This window comes from Ruegeria sediminis (genome assembly GCF_005938215.1).
GTDB lineage: Bacteria > Pseudomonadota > Alphaproteobacteria > Rhodobacterales > Rhodobacteraceae > Ruegeria > Ruegeria sediminis.
On the sequence record NZ_VCPD01000006.1, the window covers coordinates 76,606 to 92,587 of the forward strand.

The 15,982-nt window shown below is 65.1% G+C and carries 14 protein-coding genes and 1 tRNA gene; 7 read left to right on the forward strand and 8 right to left on the reverse strand.

Translation table 11 applies throughout. The features are described from left to right. Positions 1-90: 90 nt before the first annotated feature. The 4 genes from cobO to aroC are packed head-to-tail and all read right to left on the reverse strand — an operon-like array spanning position 91 to position 3,483. Positions 91-690: a cob(I)yrinic acid a,c-diamide adenosyltransferase gene (gene cobO, locus FGK63_RS16020; RefSeq protein WP_138844090.1), complete on the reverse strand. Its 600-nt coding sequence runs from the start codon at positions 688-690 to the stop codon at positions 91-93. A gap of 57 nt (positions 691-747) precedes the next feature. Further along, on the reverse strand, positions 748-1,683 hold the full coding sequence (locus tag FGK63_RS16025; RefSeq protein ID WP_138844092.1) for a DMT family transporter: 936 nt from the start codon (positions 1,681-1,683) through the stop codon (positions 748-750). Between the two features lie 53 nt (positions 1,684-1,736). Beyond that, on the reverse strand, positions 1,737-2,399 hold the full coding sequence (locus FGK63_RS16030) for an HD domain-containing protein (RefSeq protein ID WP_138844094.1): 663 nt from the start codon (positions 2,397-2,399) through the stop codon (positions 1,737-1,739). Next, positions 2,383-3,483: a chorismate synthase gene (gene aroC / locus FGK63_RS16035; protein ID WP_138844096.1), complete on the reverse strand. Its 1,101-nt coding sequence runs from the start codon at positions 3,481-3,483 to the stop codon at positions 2,383-2,385. Before aroC ends, FGK63_RS16030 begins: the two co-directional genes overlap by 17 nt. Before the next feature lie 143 nt (positions 3,484-3,626). On the opposite strand from aroC, the gene FGK63_RS16040 reads away from it, so the two are divergent. Beyond that, positions 3,627-4,241 carry an FMN-binding negative transcriptional regulator gene (locus tag FGK63_RS16040; RefSeq protein WP_138844098.1) on the forward strand — a complete coding sequence of 205 codons (615 nt, stop codon included), beginning with the start codon at positions 3,627-3,629 and terminating at the stop codon, positions 4,239-4,241. A 12-nt stretch (positions 4,242-4,253) separates the two neighbouring features. Here FGK63_RS16040 and FGK63_RS16045 read toward each other — a convergent pair whose 3' ends face one another. Further along, a complete protein-coding gene (locus FGK63_RS16045) occupies positions 4,254-4,700 on the reverse strand; it encodes a c-type cytochrome (RefSeq protein ID WP_138844100.1) in 447 nt (148 codons plus the stop codon). Between the two features lie 522 nt (positions 4,701-5,222). Between FGK63_RS16045 and petA the strand changes: the two genes are divergently transcribed. From petA to FGK63_RS16065, 4 genes are all read left to right on the forward strand, one after another. After that, positions 5,223-5,783 (forward strand): ubiquinol-cytochrome c reductase iron-sulfur subunit, encoded by a 561-nt coding sequence (gene petA / locus FGK63_RS16050; protein ID WP_138844102.1) that lies wholly within the window; start codon positions 5,223-5,225, stop codon positions 5,781-5,783. Between the two features lie 12 nt (positions 5,784-5,795). Continuing rightward, positions 5,796-7,127 carry a cytochrome b gene (gene petB, locus FGK63_RS16055; RefSeq protein WP_138844104.1) on the forward strand — a complete coding sequence of 444 codons (1,332 nt, stop codon included), beginning with the start codon at positions 5,796-5,798 and terminating at the stop codon, positions 7,125-7,127. 18 nt (positions 7,128-7,145) lie between these two features. Next, on the forward strand, positions 7,146-7,940 hold the full coding sequence (locus tag FGK63_RS16060) for a cytochrome c1 (RefSeq protein WP_138844106.1): 795 nt from the start codon (positions 7,146-7,148) through the stop codon (positions 7,938-7,940). 143 nt (positions 7,941-8,083) lie between these two features. Continuing rightward, positions 8,084-8,497 (forward strand): nuclear transport factor 2 family protein, encoded by a 414-nt coding sequence (locus FGK63_RS16065; RefSeq protein WP_138844108.1) that lies wholly within the window; start codon positions 8,084-8,086, stop codon positions 8,495-8,497. Positions 8,498-8,521: 24 nt separating this feature from the next. Here FGK63_RS16065 and mtaB read toward each other — a convergent pair whose 3' ends face one another. After that, entirely contained in the window at positions 8,522-9,778 is a 1,257-nt protein-coding gene (gene mtaB / locus FGK63_RS16070) for a tRNA (N(6)-L-threonylcarbamoyladenosine(37)-C(2))-methylthiotransferase MtaB (RefSeq protein WP_138844110.1), read from the reverse strand. Beyond that, positions 9,775-10,617 (reverse strand): diaminopimelate epimerase, encoded by an 843-nt coding sequence (dapF, locus tag FGK63_RS16075; protein ID WP_138844436.1) that lies wholly within the window; start codon positions 10,615-10,617, stop codon positions 9,775-9,777. Before dapF ends, mtaB begins: the two co-directional genes overlap by 4 nt. A 210-nt stretch (positions 10,618-10,827) precedes the next feature. Between dapF and FGK63_RS16080 the strand changes: the two genes are divergently transcribed. Further along, positions 10,828-10,903 (forward strand) — tRNA-Lys (locus tag FGK63_RS16080). 154 nt (positions 10,904-11,057) lie between these two features. On the opposite strand, the gene FGK63_RS16085 is transcribed toward FGK63_RS16080, so the two are convergent. Then, positions 11,058-13,364, reverse strand: a complete 2,307-nt coding sequence (locus tag FGK63_RS16085; RefSeq protein WP_138844112.1) for a Tex family protein — start codon at positions 13,362-13,364, stop codon at positions 11,058-11,060. A 376-nt stretch (positions 13,365-13,740) separates the two neighbouring features. Between FGK63_RS16085 and FGK63_RS16090 the strand changes: the two genes are divergently transcribed. Next, positions 13,741-15,954, forward strand: a complete 2,214-nt coding sequence (locus tag FGK63_RS16090) for an NADP-dependent isocitrate dehydrogenase (protein ID WP_138844114.1) — start codon at positions 13,741-13,743, stop codon at positions 15,952-15,954. Positions 15,955-15,982 lie beyond the last annotated feature (28 nt).

The window sequence follows — 15,982 nt, forward strand, 5'->3', positions numbered from 1 at the left end:
GACGCTGGCGGTCAATAGGTGGAGTGTAGCATATTTTGCGGCGTTGTTCGCGCCGAAGCCGCTGCGGGCCCGGCGCGACGTCCGGCGCGGTCAGAAATCCACGCCGCGCTGGGCCTTGATGCCGGCCTGAAACGGGTGCTTTTCCTCGGTCATCTCGGTGACCAGATCGGCATAGTCGCGCAGCGCCTGCGGCGCGTCCCGGCCGGTCAGGAACACCGAGGTCCGGTCGGACCGGGCCTTCAGCCCGTCGATCACGACATCGACGGTCAGATATTCGTACCGCAGCGCGATGTTGATCTCGTCAAGCACCACCAGATCGTACTCGCCGCTTTCCATCAGCTCGCGGGCCTTGCCGAAAGCCGCGGTTGCCGCCGCGATGTCGCGGTCGCGGTCCTGCGTGTCCCAGGTGAAGCCCTCGCCCATCGTGAACCAGGTCACCAGCCCGTGTTCCTCGAAGAACCTGCGCTCGCCGGTCTTCCACTTGCCCTTGATGAACTGGACGACCGCGACCTTCTGGCCCCAACCCAGCGCGCGGATGACCACGCCGAATGCGGCCGAAGACTTGCCCTTGCCCTTGCCGGTGTTGATCAGCACGAGGCCGCGCCCGGGATCGACCGCCTCGGACACCTTCTTGCGGTGCTGGGCCTGCACCTCTTTCATCTTCTGCTTGTGATCCTGGGCGTCGCTCATGTGATGTCCTCGTTCGTTGTGCGGCCCAAACTAGGCAAATTGGCCGAAAGGTAAAGGTCAGGCCTTGGGGTCCGTCACCGCGCGGGCCTTGCCGCGTTCGAGGCCCAGCTGGTGCTCGCGCCAGATTACCAGGACGTTGCCCGCGATGACCAGCGCCGCCCCGGCCAGCATCACCAGGGTCGGCAATTCGTCGAACCAGACATAGCCGATGACGATGGCGAACAGCATCGATGTATAGTCATAGGGCGCCAGCATCGAGGCCTGGCCGAAGCGGTAGGAGGACGTGACGAGGATCTGCGCCACCCCGCCGATCAGACCCATGAGGATCAGCAGCGCCGCCTGCTCCCATGTCGGCATGGTCCAGCCGAAAAACGCCGTCAGCCCCGAAAGCAGCGTTGCGGTGAGCGAGAAATAGAACACCACCGCCGCCGGGTGGTCGACCTGAACAAGCTGCCGGATGTGGATCTGAACGAAGGCGCGGGCGATCGTCGCGCCCAGAACGCAGAGCGCGCCGATGGTCGCTGCGGTTTCCAGGCTGCCGCCGCCGAGACGCGGCCAGAGCATGATGAGCACCCCCAACAGCCCGATGGCGACGGCGCCGATGCGGATCATCCGGATGCGTTCGCCCAGCATCAGCGCGGCCAGGATCAGGGTGAAGATCGGGGTGCCGTAGCCGATCGCCGTCACCTCGGGCAAGGGCAGCAGGCTGAGGCCGGTGAAGGTCAGCCCCATCGCCGTCGTCCCCAGGACCCCGCGCCAGAAATGCCCCATCGGCTTGCGGGCGATCAGGCCCTGGCGCAGCTGCCCGCGCATGACCAGCCAGGCGAAGATGACGGGTATGGCGAAGAGCGAGCGGAAGAACACCATCTCGCCCGGCGGAAAGTCATCCGACAGCGCCTTGACCAGCGCCGACATGGCCGTGAACAGGAACAGGGCGCTCAGCTTGAGCGCCACGGCAAGTACAGGTCGATGCGATGTTAAGGAGATCGTCATTCACGCGACCCTGCGCCTTTGTGCCGCAAAGATCAACGGCAAGAATGCCGGGGTCAGCCGGCCGTCCAGCCGGGCGGCAGCGGACAGCCGATCTCTTCCGCGAAGGCGTCCAGGAAGTGCAGCATCCGGTTCACGCGGTCCTGCGCCATGGCCTTGCCGCCATCGGTCAGCATGTCCGAGGGCAGGGACAACAGCTTGACCTTCCAGTGGTCGATGGAGAATTGCAGATCGTCCAGCGGGCGGTTCTCGGCGAAGGGGTCCGCAGGGTCGTAAAGCGCGCGGCCCAGGGAGCCCGCGACCGAGAAGTTGCGGGCGATGCCGATGGCCCCCAGCGCATCCAGCCGGTCGGCATCGCGCAGGATACGCGCCTCGGGCGTTTCCGGCGGGATCCGGGCCGAGAAGCTGTGCGCCGCGATGGCATGTTGCGCCGCCCGGATCTCGGGGTCGGAATAGCCCAAGTCGGCCAGGATCGGAGCGGCCTGTTCGGCGGATTGGCGCGAGGCCAGATGCCGGTCGGGCGCATTCTTGGGCAGGTTCACCAGGTCGTGCAGGTAGCAGGCGGCGACCAGCACGCGCAGGTCGGTCCGCTCGTCGGCGATGGTGCGGGCATTGACCCAGACCCGGTCGAGATGCGCAAGGTCATGCGCCGGATCCGCCGTCATGCGGGCGTCGGCGATGTCGCGCAGCCGGTCGTGAAGCTCAGCCAATGCGGCCACGGTTCTCACCGATCTGGCCGCGGTGCAGCAGCAGGTGGTCGAGGATCACGCAGGCCATCATCGCCTCGCCCACGGGCACGGCGCGGATGCCGACGCAGGGGTCGTGGCGGCCCTTGGTGACGATTTCGGTCTCTTGCCCGGACTTGGTGATGGTTCTGCGGGGGGTCAGGATCGACGACGTCGGTTTGACGGCGAAGCGCACCACGATGTCCTGACCGGTGGAAATGCCGCCGAGGATGCCGCCGGCGTGGTTGGAGCTGTATCGCGGACCGTCCGGCCCCATGAAGATTTCGTCCGCATTGGCCTCGCCGGTCAGTTCGGCGGCGGCCATGCCCTCGCCGATCTCGACGCCCTTGACGGCGTTGATCGACATCATCGCGGCGGCAAGATCAGTGTCCAACTTGGCGTAAACCGGCGCGCCAAGCCCTGCGGGAACACCGCGGGCCACGACCTCGACCACCGCGCCGACCGAGTTGCCGGACTTGCGCAGATCATCGAGATAGGCGGCCCAGTCCCCGGCCGCCTGCGCATCGGGAACCCAGAACGGGTTCTGCTCGATCTGCGCCCGGTCGAAGCGGTTCCTGTCGATCCGGTGCGGGCCCATCTGAACCATGTAGCCGGTGATCTCGACATCCGGTGCCAACGCCTTGATCGCCTCGCGCGCCAACCCGCCCGCAGCCACCCGCGCGGCGGTTTCGCGGGCCGAGCTGCGCCCGCCGCCGCGGTAATCGCGGATGCCGTATTTCTGCCAGTAGGTGATGTCGGCGTGGCCCGGGCGGAACTTGTCCACGATGTCGCCGTAATCCTTGGACCGCTGGTCGGTGTTTTCGATCATCAGCTGGACCGGCGTGCCGGTGGTCTGCCCTTCGAACACGCCCGACAGGATCTTCACCGCGTCCGGTTCGCGCCGCTGGGTGGTGAACTTGCTCTGACCGGGTTTGCGCCTGTCGAGCCAGTGCTGGATCATCGCCTCGTCGATCGGAACGCCCGGCGGGCAGCCATCGACGGTCGCGCCCAGCGCCGGCCCGTGGCTTTCGCCCCAGGTGGTGACGCGGAAAAGATGGCCATAACTGTTCATCGACATGAGGCGGGCTCCTTTGAAGGATGTGATTAGCGGGGTGCGCCCTTGGCCTCAAGCGGATTTGCGTTGCCGGCATGGCAGAAGGCCGCGCTTGCCAAGGGTTTGCGCAGTCTGCAAGAGGGAGGGAATGCTTCGGGAGAATCGAGATGCATCCAAATCCGGCTTTCCGGGCCGAGGACCGGACCCGCAACATCGGTTTCGCGCGCGAACGGGCGTTCGGCGTTCTGGCGGTGCCGGGCGAGGACGCCCCGCTGCTGAGCCATGTGCCGTTCCTCCTGGATGAGGCCGGGGAAGTGGCCGAGCTGCACCTGGTGCGGTCGAACCCGGTCGTGCGGGCGCTGGCGCAGCCGCAAAAGGTGCGGATCGCGGTGACGGGGCCCGACAGCTATGTCTCGCCGGATTGGTATGGCGTTGCCGATCAGGTGCCGACCTGGAACTATGTCGCCGTGCATCTGGTCGGCGTCCTTGAACTGCGGCCTGATGCGGAGTTGCCGGATCTGCTCGACCGGCAGTCGGCCTTTTACGAAGCGCGGTTGCTGCCGAAGCCGCCCTGGACCACGGCCAAGATGGGGCCGGATGCCCTGCAGCGGCTGATGCGGATGATCGTGCCCTGCCGGATGCGGGTCGCCGAGATCCAGGGCACCTGGAAGCTGAACCAGAACAAGGAGCCCGCTGCGCGCCTTGCCGCCGCGGATCTGGTCGAGAGCGCGGATTTCGGGAGCGAAACCCGCGCGCTTGCGGCGCTGATGCGGAAGGCGTGACCCGCGCCGGGATTATTGCGCGCTGAAGGTGGCCAGGTAGGCGGCGATGTCCGGCGCGCCTTCCTTGAGCTTCGTGGTCATGTTCGGACGCGCGGTGTCGTCGCCCAGAAAGGCGCGGATGAACGCGATGGGATCCTCGGAATAGGCCGCGATGTTTTCCTCGGTCCAGACCAGCCCCTGCTGGCCGGCGCGGATCATGTCGTCGGTGAAAAGGCCGATCGGCAGCCGTTCGCTGCCGTTGAGGTAATCGTTCTCGGTGCCGGCGACGCGGCCGACCACGCCGTAGAGATTTGGGCCGGTGATGCCGCCCTTCACCAGAACCTCACCGTCCCGGATGATCGCGTGGCAGGAGGAACAGCGGTTGTAGAGCTGCTCGCCCTTTGCCGGATCGCCGGCGGCCAGGGCGGATGCGGCGCCCGTCACGGCCAGAACCAGGGCGGACAAGGTGGTCTTGATCATGCATTGTTCTCCTGCTGCTGACCGCGCATCCGCGGCTTAATCCGGTTCCCGTCAGGAGTGCAAGAAAAAGATCTCGTGCGTGAAAAATGAGAAACAATAGGCAGTAAAAATAGCGGTTTATCATTGGCGAGACACCACTTTAGGTTTAGCAAAAGCAGCGGTTTGGTCGCAAAATTCGCGCATCCTGTCGGACGTGAGCTAGCCGCGGAAAGACCGGCCGGGCGACGGGCGGGGTCCCGGAGTCGCGGGGCGCAATCCGGGCGCGGCGAATCACAATCGGGCGGCGCCGCGCGGCGATCGCCGCGCCCGGTTTTCCGAAGCGCCGCAAATTATCCAGAGCAGATATCTTGAAATTTTGTGTCTGCATTGCGACATGAACTGGCATCTGCGGCGTAGTGCGCGCCTATGACCGCTGGACGAACCGTTTTCTCCCCGCTAGATAGCCGCGATGAGACGCCGCTTTGATGCGGTGCTGATGCATGTTTGCCCGTCCGCCGGGCGCTGGAATTCGGAGAAAACCTCGTGTCCCACGCAGAAGACCACGAAGGCACCCGCAGAGATTTCCTCTACTACGCCACGGCTGGCGCAGGTGTCGTAGCCACGGGAGCCGCAGTCTGGCCCCTGGTCAACCAAATGAACCCTTCGGCAGACGTTCAGGCGCTGTCCTCGATTCGCGTGGACGTGAACGATGTCGAGGTGGGCACCCAGATCACCGTCAAATGGCTGGGCAAGCCGGTGTTCATCCGCCGCCGCACGGCGGAAGAGATCGAAGAGGCCCGCTCGGTCGATCTGTCGGAACTGCCTGACCAGAGCGACCGCAACGCCAACAAGCCCGGCCTGGATGCGGCCGACGAGAACCGCACCCTGGACGAAGCCGGCGAATGGCTGGTCATGATGGGCGTTTGCACCCACCTGGGCTGCGTTCCGCTGGGCGACGGCGCCGGCGACTATCACGGCTGGTTCTGCCCGTGCCACGGATCGCACTACGACACCTCCGGCCGTATCCGCAAAGGACCCGCCCCCGAGAACCTGCACGTTCCGGTGGCCGAGTTCGTCGAACCTACCGTCATCAAGCTGGGATAAGGAGACGCGCTCATGTCCGGAATTCCGCACGATCACTACGAACCGAAGAGCAACGGCGAAAAGTGGCTGAACAGCCGCCTGCCGATCGTCGGCCTGATCTACGACACGATCATGATCCCCACGCCCAAGAACCTGAACTGGTGGTGGATCTGGGGCATCGTCCTGGCCTTCTGCCTGGCGCTGCAGATCATCACCGGCATCGTCCTGGTGATGCACTACACCCCGCACGTGGACCTGGCCTTCGCCAGCGTCGAGCACATCATGCGCAACGTGAACGGCGGCTACATGCTGCGTTACCTGCACATGAACGGCGCCTCGCTGTTCTTCGTTGCCGTCTACATCCACATGTTCCGCGGCCTGTACTACGGCTCGTACAAGGCCCCGCGCGAGATCACCTGGATCATCGGCATGCTGATCTATCTCTGCATGATGGGCACGGCCTTCATGGGCTACGTGCTGCCCTGGGGACAGATGTCGTTCTGGGGTGCGACCGTGATCACCGGCCTGTTCGGCGCGATCCCGTTCGTCGGCGAAAGCATCCAGACCTGGCTGCTGGGCGGACCCGCCGTGGACAACGCCACGCTGAACCGCTTCTTCTCGCTGCACTACCTGCTGCCCTTCGTCATCGCGGCGCTGGTCGTCGTGCATATCTGGGCCTTCCACACCACCGGCAACAACAACCCCACGGGTGTTGAGGTCCGCCGCGGTTCGAAAGCCGAGGCCGAGAAGGACACGCTGCCGTTCTGGCCCTATTTCGTGATCAAGGACCTTTTCGCCCTGGCGGTCGTCCTGGTGATCTTCTGGGCCATCGTCGGCTTCATGCCGAACTACCTGGGCCACCCGGACAACTACATCGAGGCCAACCCGCTGGTCACCCCGGCGCATATCGTGCCCGAATGGTACTTCCTGCCCTTCTACGCGATCCTGCGCGCCTTCACCGGCGAGGTCTGGGTCGTGCAGTTCGCCAGCTTCATCACCGGCGGCATCATCGACGCCAAGTTCTTCGGCGTTCTGGCGATGTTCGGCGCGATCCTGGCAATGGCGCTGGCGCCCTGGCTCGACACCTCGACAGTGCGTTCGGGCAAGTACCGTCCGATGTTCAAGTGGTGGTTCTACCTGCTGATCATCGATTTCTTCGCCCTGATGTGGCTGGGCGCGATGCCGGCGGAAGAACCCTATGCGACCTTCTCGCTGATCGGTTCGGCCTACTGGTTCGCCTATTTCTTCGTGATCCTGCCGATCCTCGGCGTGATCGAGAAGCCGATGGCGCAGCCGGACACCATCGAGGAAGACTTCAACGCGCATTACGGCAAGGCTGACGCCGAAGCCACGCCCGCCGAGTAAGAAGAGGGACCGGAAACCATGTTCAAGAAACTTGCAATCGGTGCCGCGTTTGCCCTGGCCCTTGCTCCTGCCGCATCCTTTGCGGCAGGCGGCGGCGAGCAGCATATCGAGGACTTCTCGTTCTCGTTCGAAGGCCCCTTCGGCACCTACGACCAGAACCAGCTGCAACGCGGTCTGCAGATCTATACCGAGGTCTGCGCCGCCTGCCACGGCCTGCAATACGTGCCGCTGCGCACGCTGGCCGATCCGGGCGGAGTCGGACTTCCCATGGATCAGGTGCGGGCCTACGCGGCCGAAAACTTCACCGTCTACGATCCGGAACTGGACGAAGACCGGCCGGCCATCCCGACCGATCACTTCCCGGCGAACACCGCTGCCGGTGCGCCCGACCTGAGCCTGATGGCCAAGGCGCGCGCAGGGTTCCACGGGCCCTATGGCCTGGGGATCAACCAGCTGTTCAAGGGTATGGGCGGGGCCGAATACATCGCCTCGCTGCTCGACGGCTATACCGGCGAGGAAAAGGAAGAGGCCGGTGTGATCCTGTATGAAAACACCGCCTTCCCCGGCGGCTGGATCTCGATGGCGCCGCCGCTGTCGGATGAACAGGTCGAATTCATCGACGGCCACGAAAACACCGTCGAAGCCATGTCGGAGGATGTTTCAGCCTTCCTGATGTGGGCCGCCGAGCCCAAGATGATGGCCCGCAAGCAGGCCGGATTCGTCGGCGTGATCTTCCTGACCATCATGTCGGTCCTGCTTTACCTCACCAACAAGCGCCTCTGGGCACCGGTGAAGGGAAAGAAGTCGGTCTGACCTGATCTTCGGAACAGGAACGGAAAGCCCAGTGCCTTGCACTGGGCTTTTTTCTGTTTGTTGCGATGGCCCGAGTCCCTTGACGCATTCCACCGCCGCCGACACGCTTGGAACATTGAGATACGAGAATTTGGAGAAAAGTCATGGATACGCAAGCGAATGTCGGACGGCTGTACGAAGCCTATGCGAAGTGGAACGACACCAAGGGCAGTGACCTGAGCATGTGGGATGAGTACACGACAGAGGATCTCTGCCTGCGGTCGCTCGGCGACGGACAGTACGGGTTGGAATTCAGCTGCGCCCGCGATGGCCGGGCGCAGATGCGCGCCTACCTGGAGGAGCTTACGGGCGCGTTCGAGATGGAGCATTGGACGCTGCAGGACACGATCGCCCAGGATGACCGAGTCGTCGGGATGGGCGTGACCGCTTGGACGCACAAGGCCAGCGGAAAGCGGGTCGAGACCCGGGTCGTCATCATCTGCAGGTTCCGGGGCAATCGCGTGTGCGAATACGAGGAACTCTACGACACGGCGGCGGTGGCGGCGGCGGCCGGCTGAGGCATCGCGAGTCCGGTCCGCCGGTCAGGCCATGAGTTGCGTCGCGCTGTGACCGGTGATCGGTGCGGTGACGATCCGGCCCTCGCCGCGCGGCGCGGAGAAGGTGACCTCGGTGAACTGCTCGGTGCGGCCCATATGCGGGTTTTCCATCAGGATCCGGTGGGTCCTGCCGACCTGGGCCGCCAGGTGTCTTTCGACCTGTTTGTCGCCCGCGGCGCGCAGTCTGGCGGCGCGTTCCTTGATCACCTTGCCGTTGACCTGTTGCGGGATGCGCGCGGCCGGGGTGCCGTCGCGCCTGGAATAGGGAAAGACATGCAGCCAGGTCAGGTCGCAGTCGGTCACCAGTTTCAGCGAGTTCTCGAAATGCGCCTCGGTTTCCGTGGGAAAGCCCGCGATGATGTCGGCGCCAAAGGTCATCTCGGGGCGCAGTTTGCGGGCCTCTTCGGCGAACCGGATCGCGTCGTCGCGCAGATGCCGGCGCTTCATCCGTTTCAGGATCAGGTCGTCGCCATGCTGCAGGCTCAGATGCAGATGCGGCATCAGGCGTCGCTCGGTGGCGATGGCCTGCATCAGGTTCTCGTCCACCTCGATCGAATCGATCGAACTGATCCGCAACCGGGGCAGATCCGGAACCAGCCTCAGGATCCGCATCACCAGATCGCCCAGTTTCGGCTGCGCGGGCAGATCGGCGCCCCACGAGGTCAGGTCCACCCCGGTCAGCACCACCTCGTTGTAGCCCCTGTCCACCAGCCGCTTGATCTGATCGACCACCACGCCTGCGGGGACGCTGCGCGAGTTGCCGCGGCCGTAGGGGATGATGCAGAAGGTGCAGCGATGGTCGCAGCCGTTCTGAACCTGCACATAGGCGCGGCTGCGGGTGCCGAACCCGTCGATCAGGTGGCCGGCGGTTTCCGTGACGGACATGATGTCGTCGACCTGCACGGCTTCGGTCTTGCCGATGAAATCCGCCGCCATGCCGGCCCAGGTCTCGGGCCGCATCTTCTCGGTGTTGCCGATGACCGCGTCGACTTCGGCCATGCGGGCAAAGGTCTGAGGTTCGGTCTGGGCGGCGCAGCCGGTCACGATCAGGCGCGCGTTCGGGTTTTCCCGCCGCAGCTTGCGGATCTCCTGCCGCGCCTTGCGCACCGCCTCGGCGGTCACGGCGCAGGTGTTGACGATCACCGCATCCGTCAGGCCAGCCTGTTCCGACAGTTCCTTCATCGCTTCGGTTTCGTAGGCGTTCAGGCGGCAGCCCAGCGTGGTGAACTTGGGCGCGTTCATGCGAGCGACCTCAGAAAATCGGGCGTCAGCGTGCCCGAGAAGACGTGGCAGGTGGGGCCGGTCTTCCAGACGCCGTCCTCGCGCCAGTCGATCCAGAGCGTGCCGCCATCGAGGTCGACGCGCACCGTTCGCCCGGTCAGCCCGCGGCGGGCCGCCGCCACGGCGGTTGCGCAGGAGGACGAGCCGGAGGCCAGCGTGATGCCCACGCCGCGTTCCCAGACGCGCATGCGGATATGGTCCGGGCCCACGATCTGCGCCACCTGGACATTGGTCCGCTGCGGATAGAGCGGATGATGCTCGTAGCGCGAGCCGAATTCCTCGAGCGGGATCGCTTCGGCGTTTTCGACGAAAAAGGTGCAATGCGGGTTGCCCATGCCCGTGGCGGTCGGCCCGCCCTCGATCGGCAGTTCCAGCGTGTCCGCCTCTTCGGCCAGCGGAATGTCCTGCCAGTCCAGCTGCGGCGCGCCCATGTTCACCGAGGTCAGCCCCTCGCCCGCATCCCTTGCGATCAGCCCGCCGCGGTCGGTGGTCAGCCTCAGTTCCGTCTTGCCGGTCTCGTCCATCAGGTGCCGCGCGATGCAGCGGGTGGCATTGCCGCACGCGGCCGAGGTCGAACCGTCCGCATTGTAGAAGATCAGGTGCGCGTCGGCGTCACCGGTGCGGATCAGCGCCAACTGGTCGAAACCCACGCCGAACTGGCGGTGCGCGATGCCGCGCGCCAGTTCCGGCGTGATCTCGAAATCCCGCGCGCGCGCATCGACGATGACGAAGTCATTGCCGAGCCCGTGCATCTTCATGAAGGGCAGACCGGTGTCCATAACGCGTTTCATGGCGGGCATATAGCGCCGGTCCAAGGACGAATCCACCCTGTCGCGCAGATTCCTGAAAAAAGGGGTTGACCCCCCTGCGCCGTCTCCCTAATTAGGCCGCCTATCGGGTCGCCGGAAACAGTCGAAACAAACGCGATGCGATGCGCAAATAGGACCTTGAACCCGGTCGGGAAAACGGTCTAGAGAGCGCACACGGATCGAACGATCCAGCAGAAAAGTGGGCCGTTAGCTCAGTTGGTAGAGCAACTGACTTTTAATCAGTGGGTCGCAGGTTCGAATCCTGCACGGCTCACCACTTTGTTCCTGAACGCAGAAAATTCGCGCGCTTTGGGCCGGTAGCAACCGGCTTTGCCCGGCTGTGGTGCGCAGTGGCACGGGATTCCGTTGCCATGCTCGAAGGCGTCGCGGTCCGGTCTTGCGGGGCAAGACCGGACTTGCTTCAAAGGGCCCTAGCGTTTCCTGAAGGCGTCGGCGAGGGCGGCGCCGAGCGCGCCGTTGGTGTCATTGCCCTTGGGCCTGGACCCCTGCGATTGCTTGGCCTGCGGGCGTCCGCGGGGTTGGGACGCCTCGCGCGCGGCGCGGTCCTCGCGGGCCGAGGCGCCGCCGTCCTTGCGCATGGACAGGCCGATGCGTTTGCGCGCAACGTCCACTTCGACCACCCGGACCTTGACCACCTGCCCGGCCTTGACCACCTCGTGCGGATCCTTGACGAAGCGGTCGGCAAGCTGGCTGACATGCACCAATCCGTCCTGATGCACGCCGATGTCCACGAAGGCGCCGAAGGCGGCGACGTTGGTGACGGTGCCTTCCAGCACCATGCCGGGTCTGAGATCGGTGATCTCTTCGACGCCGTCGGCGAAGGATGCGGTCACGAAGCTGGGGCGCGGGTCGCGGCCGGGCTTTTCCAGTTCCGCCAGGATGTCCCGCACGGTAGGCAGGCCGAACCTGTCATCGACGAACTGCTCGGCCCGCAGGCCCTTCAGCACGCCTTCGGTTCCCATGATCTGCCGGATGTCGCGTCCGCAGGCTTTCACGATCCGGCGGGCCACGTCATAGGCCTCGGGGTGGACGGCCGAGGCGTCCAGCGGCTCGGCCCCGTCCCGGATGCGCAAGAAGCCGGCGCATTGCTCGAAGGCGCGCGGGCCAAGGCGCGCGACCTTCAGCAGATCCTTACGCGCCCGGAACGCGCCATTGAAATCGCGATGCAACACGATGGCCTCGGCCAGGCCGGGACCCAGGCCCGAAACATGAGACAGCAGCGGCGCCGAGGCGGTGTTGAGATCGACGCCGACCGCGTTCACCACATCCTCGATCACCGCCTCCAGCGATTGCGACAGGCGGTGCTGATCGACGTCGTGCTGGTACTGGCCGACGCCGATGCTTTTGGGTTCGATCTTGACCAGTTCCGCCAGCGGGTCCTGCAGGCGGCGGGCGATGGAAACGGCGCCGCGCAGAGACACGTCCAGATCGGGAAACTCGCGCGCGGCAAGTTCCGAGGCGGAATAGACCGAGGCGCCCGCCTCGGAGACTACGACCTTGGTCGGGGCCTTTACGGAAGCCGGAAGCAGTTTCAGGGTGTCCGCGACCAGCCGCTCGGTCTCGCGGCTGGCGGTGCCGTTGCCGATGGCGATGAGTTCGACCTTGTGGTCCGCGATCAGCTTCAGGATCGCGGCCTGCGCGCCGCGCAGGTCGTTCTTGGGCTGGAACGGATAGAGCGTCTCGGTGGCCACGAGCTTGCCGGTGCCGTCCACCACCGCGGCTTTCACGCCGGTGCGGATGCCGGGGTCGAGACCGAGCGTCGGGCGGGCGCCGGCCGGCGCGGCAAAAAGCAGGTCTTTCAGATTGCGGGCGAAAACCTGGATCGCCTCTTCCTGGGCGCGGCTGCGCAGATCGGCCATGAGTTCGACCATCATCGACAGCGACAGCTTGACCCGCCAGGTCCAGCCGGCCACCTTGCGCAGCCATTGGTCGCCGGGCCCGTCGCCGCGGGTTTCCAGATGCGCCGCGACGATGGCCTCGGCCCGCGCGGCGCCGGTTTCCGGCTCGGGCGCGATATCCAGCGTCACAACGCCCTCTTTGGAGGCGCGCAGCATCGCCAGCGCCCGGTGCGAGGGAACCTTGGCCCATAGTTCGGAATGATCGAAATAGTCGCTGAATTTCGCGCCTTCCTGTTCCTTCCCTCCGATCACTTTCGACGTCAGCACCGCCTCGCGTTGCATGAAGCCGCGCAGCTCGCCCAGCAGCGCGGCGTTTTCGGTCAGCCGCTCGGTGATGATGTCGCGCGCGCCGTTCAGCGCGTCCTTCGTCGTCGGAACGGCCTCGGTCACATAGCCTTGGGCCAGGGTTTCGGGATCGGCGCCGCGATCGGCGAGGATGGCGTCGGCCAGCGGCTCGAGCCCGTTTTCGCGGGCGATCATTGCCTTGGTGCGGCGCTTGGGCTTGTAGGGCAGGTAGATGTCTTCGAGCTGCGCCTTGGTTTCGGCCTGAACGATCGATCTGGTCAGGTCGTCGGTCAGTTTGCCCTGTTCCCTGATCGAGTTCAGGATCGTCTCGCGCCGCGACTCGAGCTCGCGCAGATAGGTCAGGCGGTCGGCCAGCGTGCGCAACTGGCTGTCGTCCAGCCCGCCCGTCACCTCCTTGCGGTAGCGGGCGACGAAGGGCACGGTCGCGCCTTCGTCCAGCAGTTTGACCGCGGCGCCGACCTGTTCGGGGCGGGCGTCGATTTCCGTGGCGATGGTGCGGGCGATACGGTCCAAAGGCGTCTCCTCGAAGGCTGTCGGAACGACTTCTAGCCAGCGGGGGGCGAGAGGGAAAGAGGATGCGGCGGCGTTGAGAGGAAAACCGCGATCGGGCAGGGCATCGCCTGATTCAGCCCGTTCATGGCCGCGAAGGGCCGCCGGAACGCCCGCCGCCGCCTGAAATCGCGGCAAAGCAAGGGTTTTTCGCAAACTGGGGCAAAATGCGCAGGTCTGGTCGATTGATCCGGGGCGCGTGGTGATTTAAGGGGAGCCTGTCAAATCAGAGTCACCCATGGACCGGATCGTACAAGAGCCGCTCCATCCGCGCCGCGGCGACCGTGGCACAACACTCTTGGATCTTACGCCCCACGAAAGGCAAAAAAGGTAAGGAAACATGGCAGAAAAATCGAACTTCGACGTATTGTATACCATTGTAGACGAAGCGCCCGAGCTGGCCAGCGCGTCGTTCCTTCCGATCATCCGCAAGTTCGCTTCGGCTGCCGGAGTGAGCGTCGGCACCAAGGACATTTCGCTTGCCGGCCGCATCATCGCCGCTTTCCCGGAGAAGCTGACCGAGGCGCAGCGCCAGTCGGACGATCTGGCCGCGCTGGGCGAACTGGTGAAGACGCCCGACGCCAACGTGATCAAGCTGCCGAACATTTCGGCCTCGGTGCCTCAGCTGGTGGCGGCCGTCACCGAGCTGCAGAAGCAGGGATATGACATCCCGAACTACCCCGAAGAGCCGAAGAGCGACGCCGAAAAGGCGATCCGCGCCCGCTACGACGCCATCAAGGGCTCGGCGGTGAACCCGGTCCTGCGCGAAGGCAACTCGGACCGCCGCGCCGCAAAGGCGGTCAAGAACTTCGCCCAGAAGAACCCGCATTCGATGGGCGAATGGTCGTCGGACAGCAAGACCAAGGTCAGCTCGATGCCGGGCAACGATTTCTACGCCAACGAGAAATCGGCCACGATCACCGCGGCCCAGGCCGGCGATGCCAGGATCGAATTCGTGGGCAAGGACGGTTCGGTCACGGTCCTGAAGGACGGCTGGAAGCTGGACGAGGGCACCGTGGCGGACGCCACCTTCATGTCGGTCAAGGCGCTGTCGTCCTTCCTGGCGGACGCCATCGAGGACACCCGGAAAGACGGCACCATGTTCTCGCTGCACATGAAGGCCACGATGATGAAGGTCTCGGACCCGATCATCTTCGGCTACGCGGTCAGGGCTTGGCTGGCGCCGGTGTTCGAGAAATACGGCGCAGAGCTGGAGGCGCTGGGCGTGAACCCGAATTCCGGCATGGGCGACCTGCTCGAACGCGTGAAGGGCAAGCCCGAGATCGTGGCCGCCATCGAGGCGGTCCGGGCCGAGCGTCCGTCGATGTACATGGTGGATTCCGACAAGGGCATCACCAACCTGCACGTGCCGTCGGACGTGATCATCGACGCCTCGATGCCGGCGGTGATCCGCGCCGGCGGCAAGGGCTGGGACGAAACCGGCGCCAAGGGCGACACCAACTGCGTGATCCCCGACAACTGCTACGCGCCGGTCTATGACGAGACCATCAAGTTCTTCAAGGCCAACGGCGCGCTGAACCCGGCCACCGCCGGGGCCGTGGCCAACGTCGGCCTGATGGCGCAGAAGGCCGAGGAATACGGCAGCCACCCGACCACCTTCGAAGCACCCGCAGACGGCAGCATCCGCATCGTATTGGCCAATGGCGAGACGCTGCATTCGCATGACGTCGAAAAGGGCGACATCTGGCGCTCTTGCACCGTCAAGAAAGCGCCCATCGAGAACTGGATCCAGCTGGCGATGGACCGCCAGCGCCTGACCGGATCCGAGGCGATCTTCTGGCTGGACGCGAACCGCGCCCATGACGCGGAACTGATCAAGTACGTCAAACCCGTGCTGGAGGCGGCGGGCGTGGCCGACAAGTTCCTGATCCTCGCGCCCCGCGAAGCGACCCGGCAGTCGCTGGAAACCATCACCGCGGGCAAGGACAGCATCGCCATCACCGGCAACGTGCTGCGGGATTACCTGACCGACCTGTTCCCGATCCTGGAGCTGGGCACGTCGGCCAAGATGCTGTCGATCGTCAAGCTGATGAACGGCGGCGGGCTGTTCGAGACCGGTGCCGGCGGCTCGGCCCCGAAACACGTGCAGCAGCTGGTCGAGGAAAACCACCTGCGCTGGGATTCGATGGGCGAATTCTGCGCGCTGGGCGAATCGCTGAACTTCCTTGCCGACAGCAGGGGCAACGCCAAGGCGGGGGTTCTGGGCGCCGCGGCCGAAGCGGCGACGCAGGGCATCCTGGACCACAACCGTTCGCCCAGCCGCAAGGTGGGCCAGCCGGACAACCGCGACAGCCATTACTGGTTCGCCCGCTACTGGGCCGAGGCGTTGGCGGCGCAGTCCGACGATGCGGACCTGGCCGCGCATTTCGCGCCGATCGCCAGGGAACTGGCCGACAAGGAAGAACAGATCGTCGCCGAACTGGCGGCGGCGCAGGGCAAGCCTGTTGATCTGGGCGGCTACTACCACACCGACCCGGCCAAGACCGCGGCTGTGATGCGCCCCTCGGCCACGCTGAACGCCATCATCGGCTGACGGCGGATTTCGAAAGACCTGAAAGCCC

Coding starts and splice junctions, on each gene's coding strand:
- petB (WP_138844104.1), top strand. CDS start 5,796: ATGTCCGGAATTCCGCACGATCACTACGAACCGAAGAGCAACGGCGAA.
- FGK63_RS16040 (WP_138844098.1), top strand. CDS start 3,627: ATGCATCCAAATCCGGCTTTCCGGGCCGAGGACCGGACCCGCAACATC.
- mtaB (WP_138844110.1), bottom strand. CDS start 9,778: ATGAACGCGCCCAAGTTCACCACGCTGGGCTGCCGCCTGAACGCCTAC.
- FGK63_RS16025 (WP_138844092.1), bottom strand. CDS start 1,683: ATGACGATCTCCTTAACATCGCATCGACCTGTACTTGCCGTGGCGCTC.
- cobO (WP_138844090.1), bottom strand. CDS start 690: ATGAGCGACGCCCAGGATCACAAGCAGAAGATGAAAGAGGTGCAGGCC.
- FGK63_RS16045 (WP_138844100.1), bottom strand. CDS start 4,700: ATGATCAAGACCACCTTGTCCGCCCTGGTTCTGGCCGTGACGGGCGCC.
- aroC (WP_138844096.1), bottom strand. CDS start 3,483: ATGTCGATGAACAGTTATGGCCATCTTTTCCGCGTCACCACCTGGGGC.
- FGK63_RS16060 (WP_138844106.1), top strand. CDS start 7,146: ATGTTCAAGAAACTTGCAATCGGTGCCGCGTTTGCCCTGGCCCTTGCT.
- FGK63_RS16065 (WP_138844108.1), top strand. CDS start 8,084: ATGGATACGCAAGCGAATGTCGGACGGCTGTACGAAGCCTATGCGAAG.
- dapF (WP_138844436.1), bottom strand. CDS start 10,617: ATGCCCGCCATGAAACGCGTTATGGACACCGGTCTGCCCTTCATGAAG.
- FGK63_RS16090 (WP_138844114.1), top strand. CDS start 13,741: ATGGCAGAAAAATCGAACTTCGACGTATTGTATACCATTGTAGACGAA.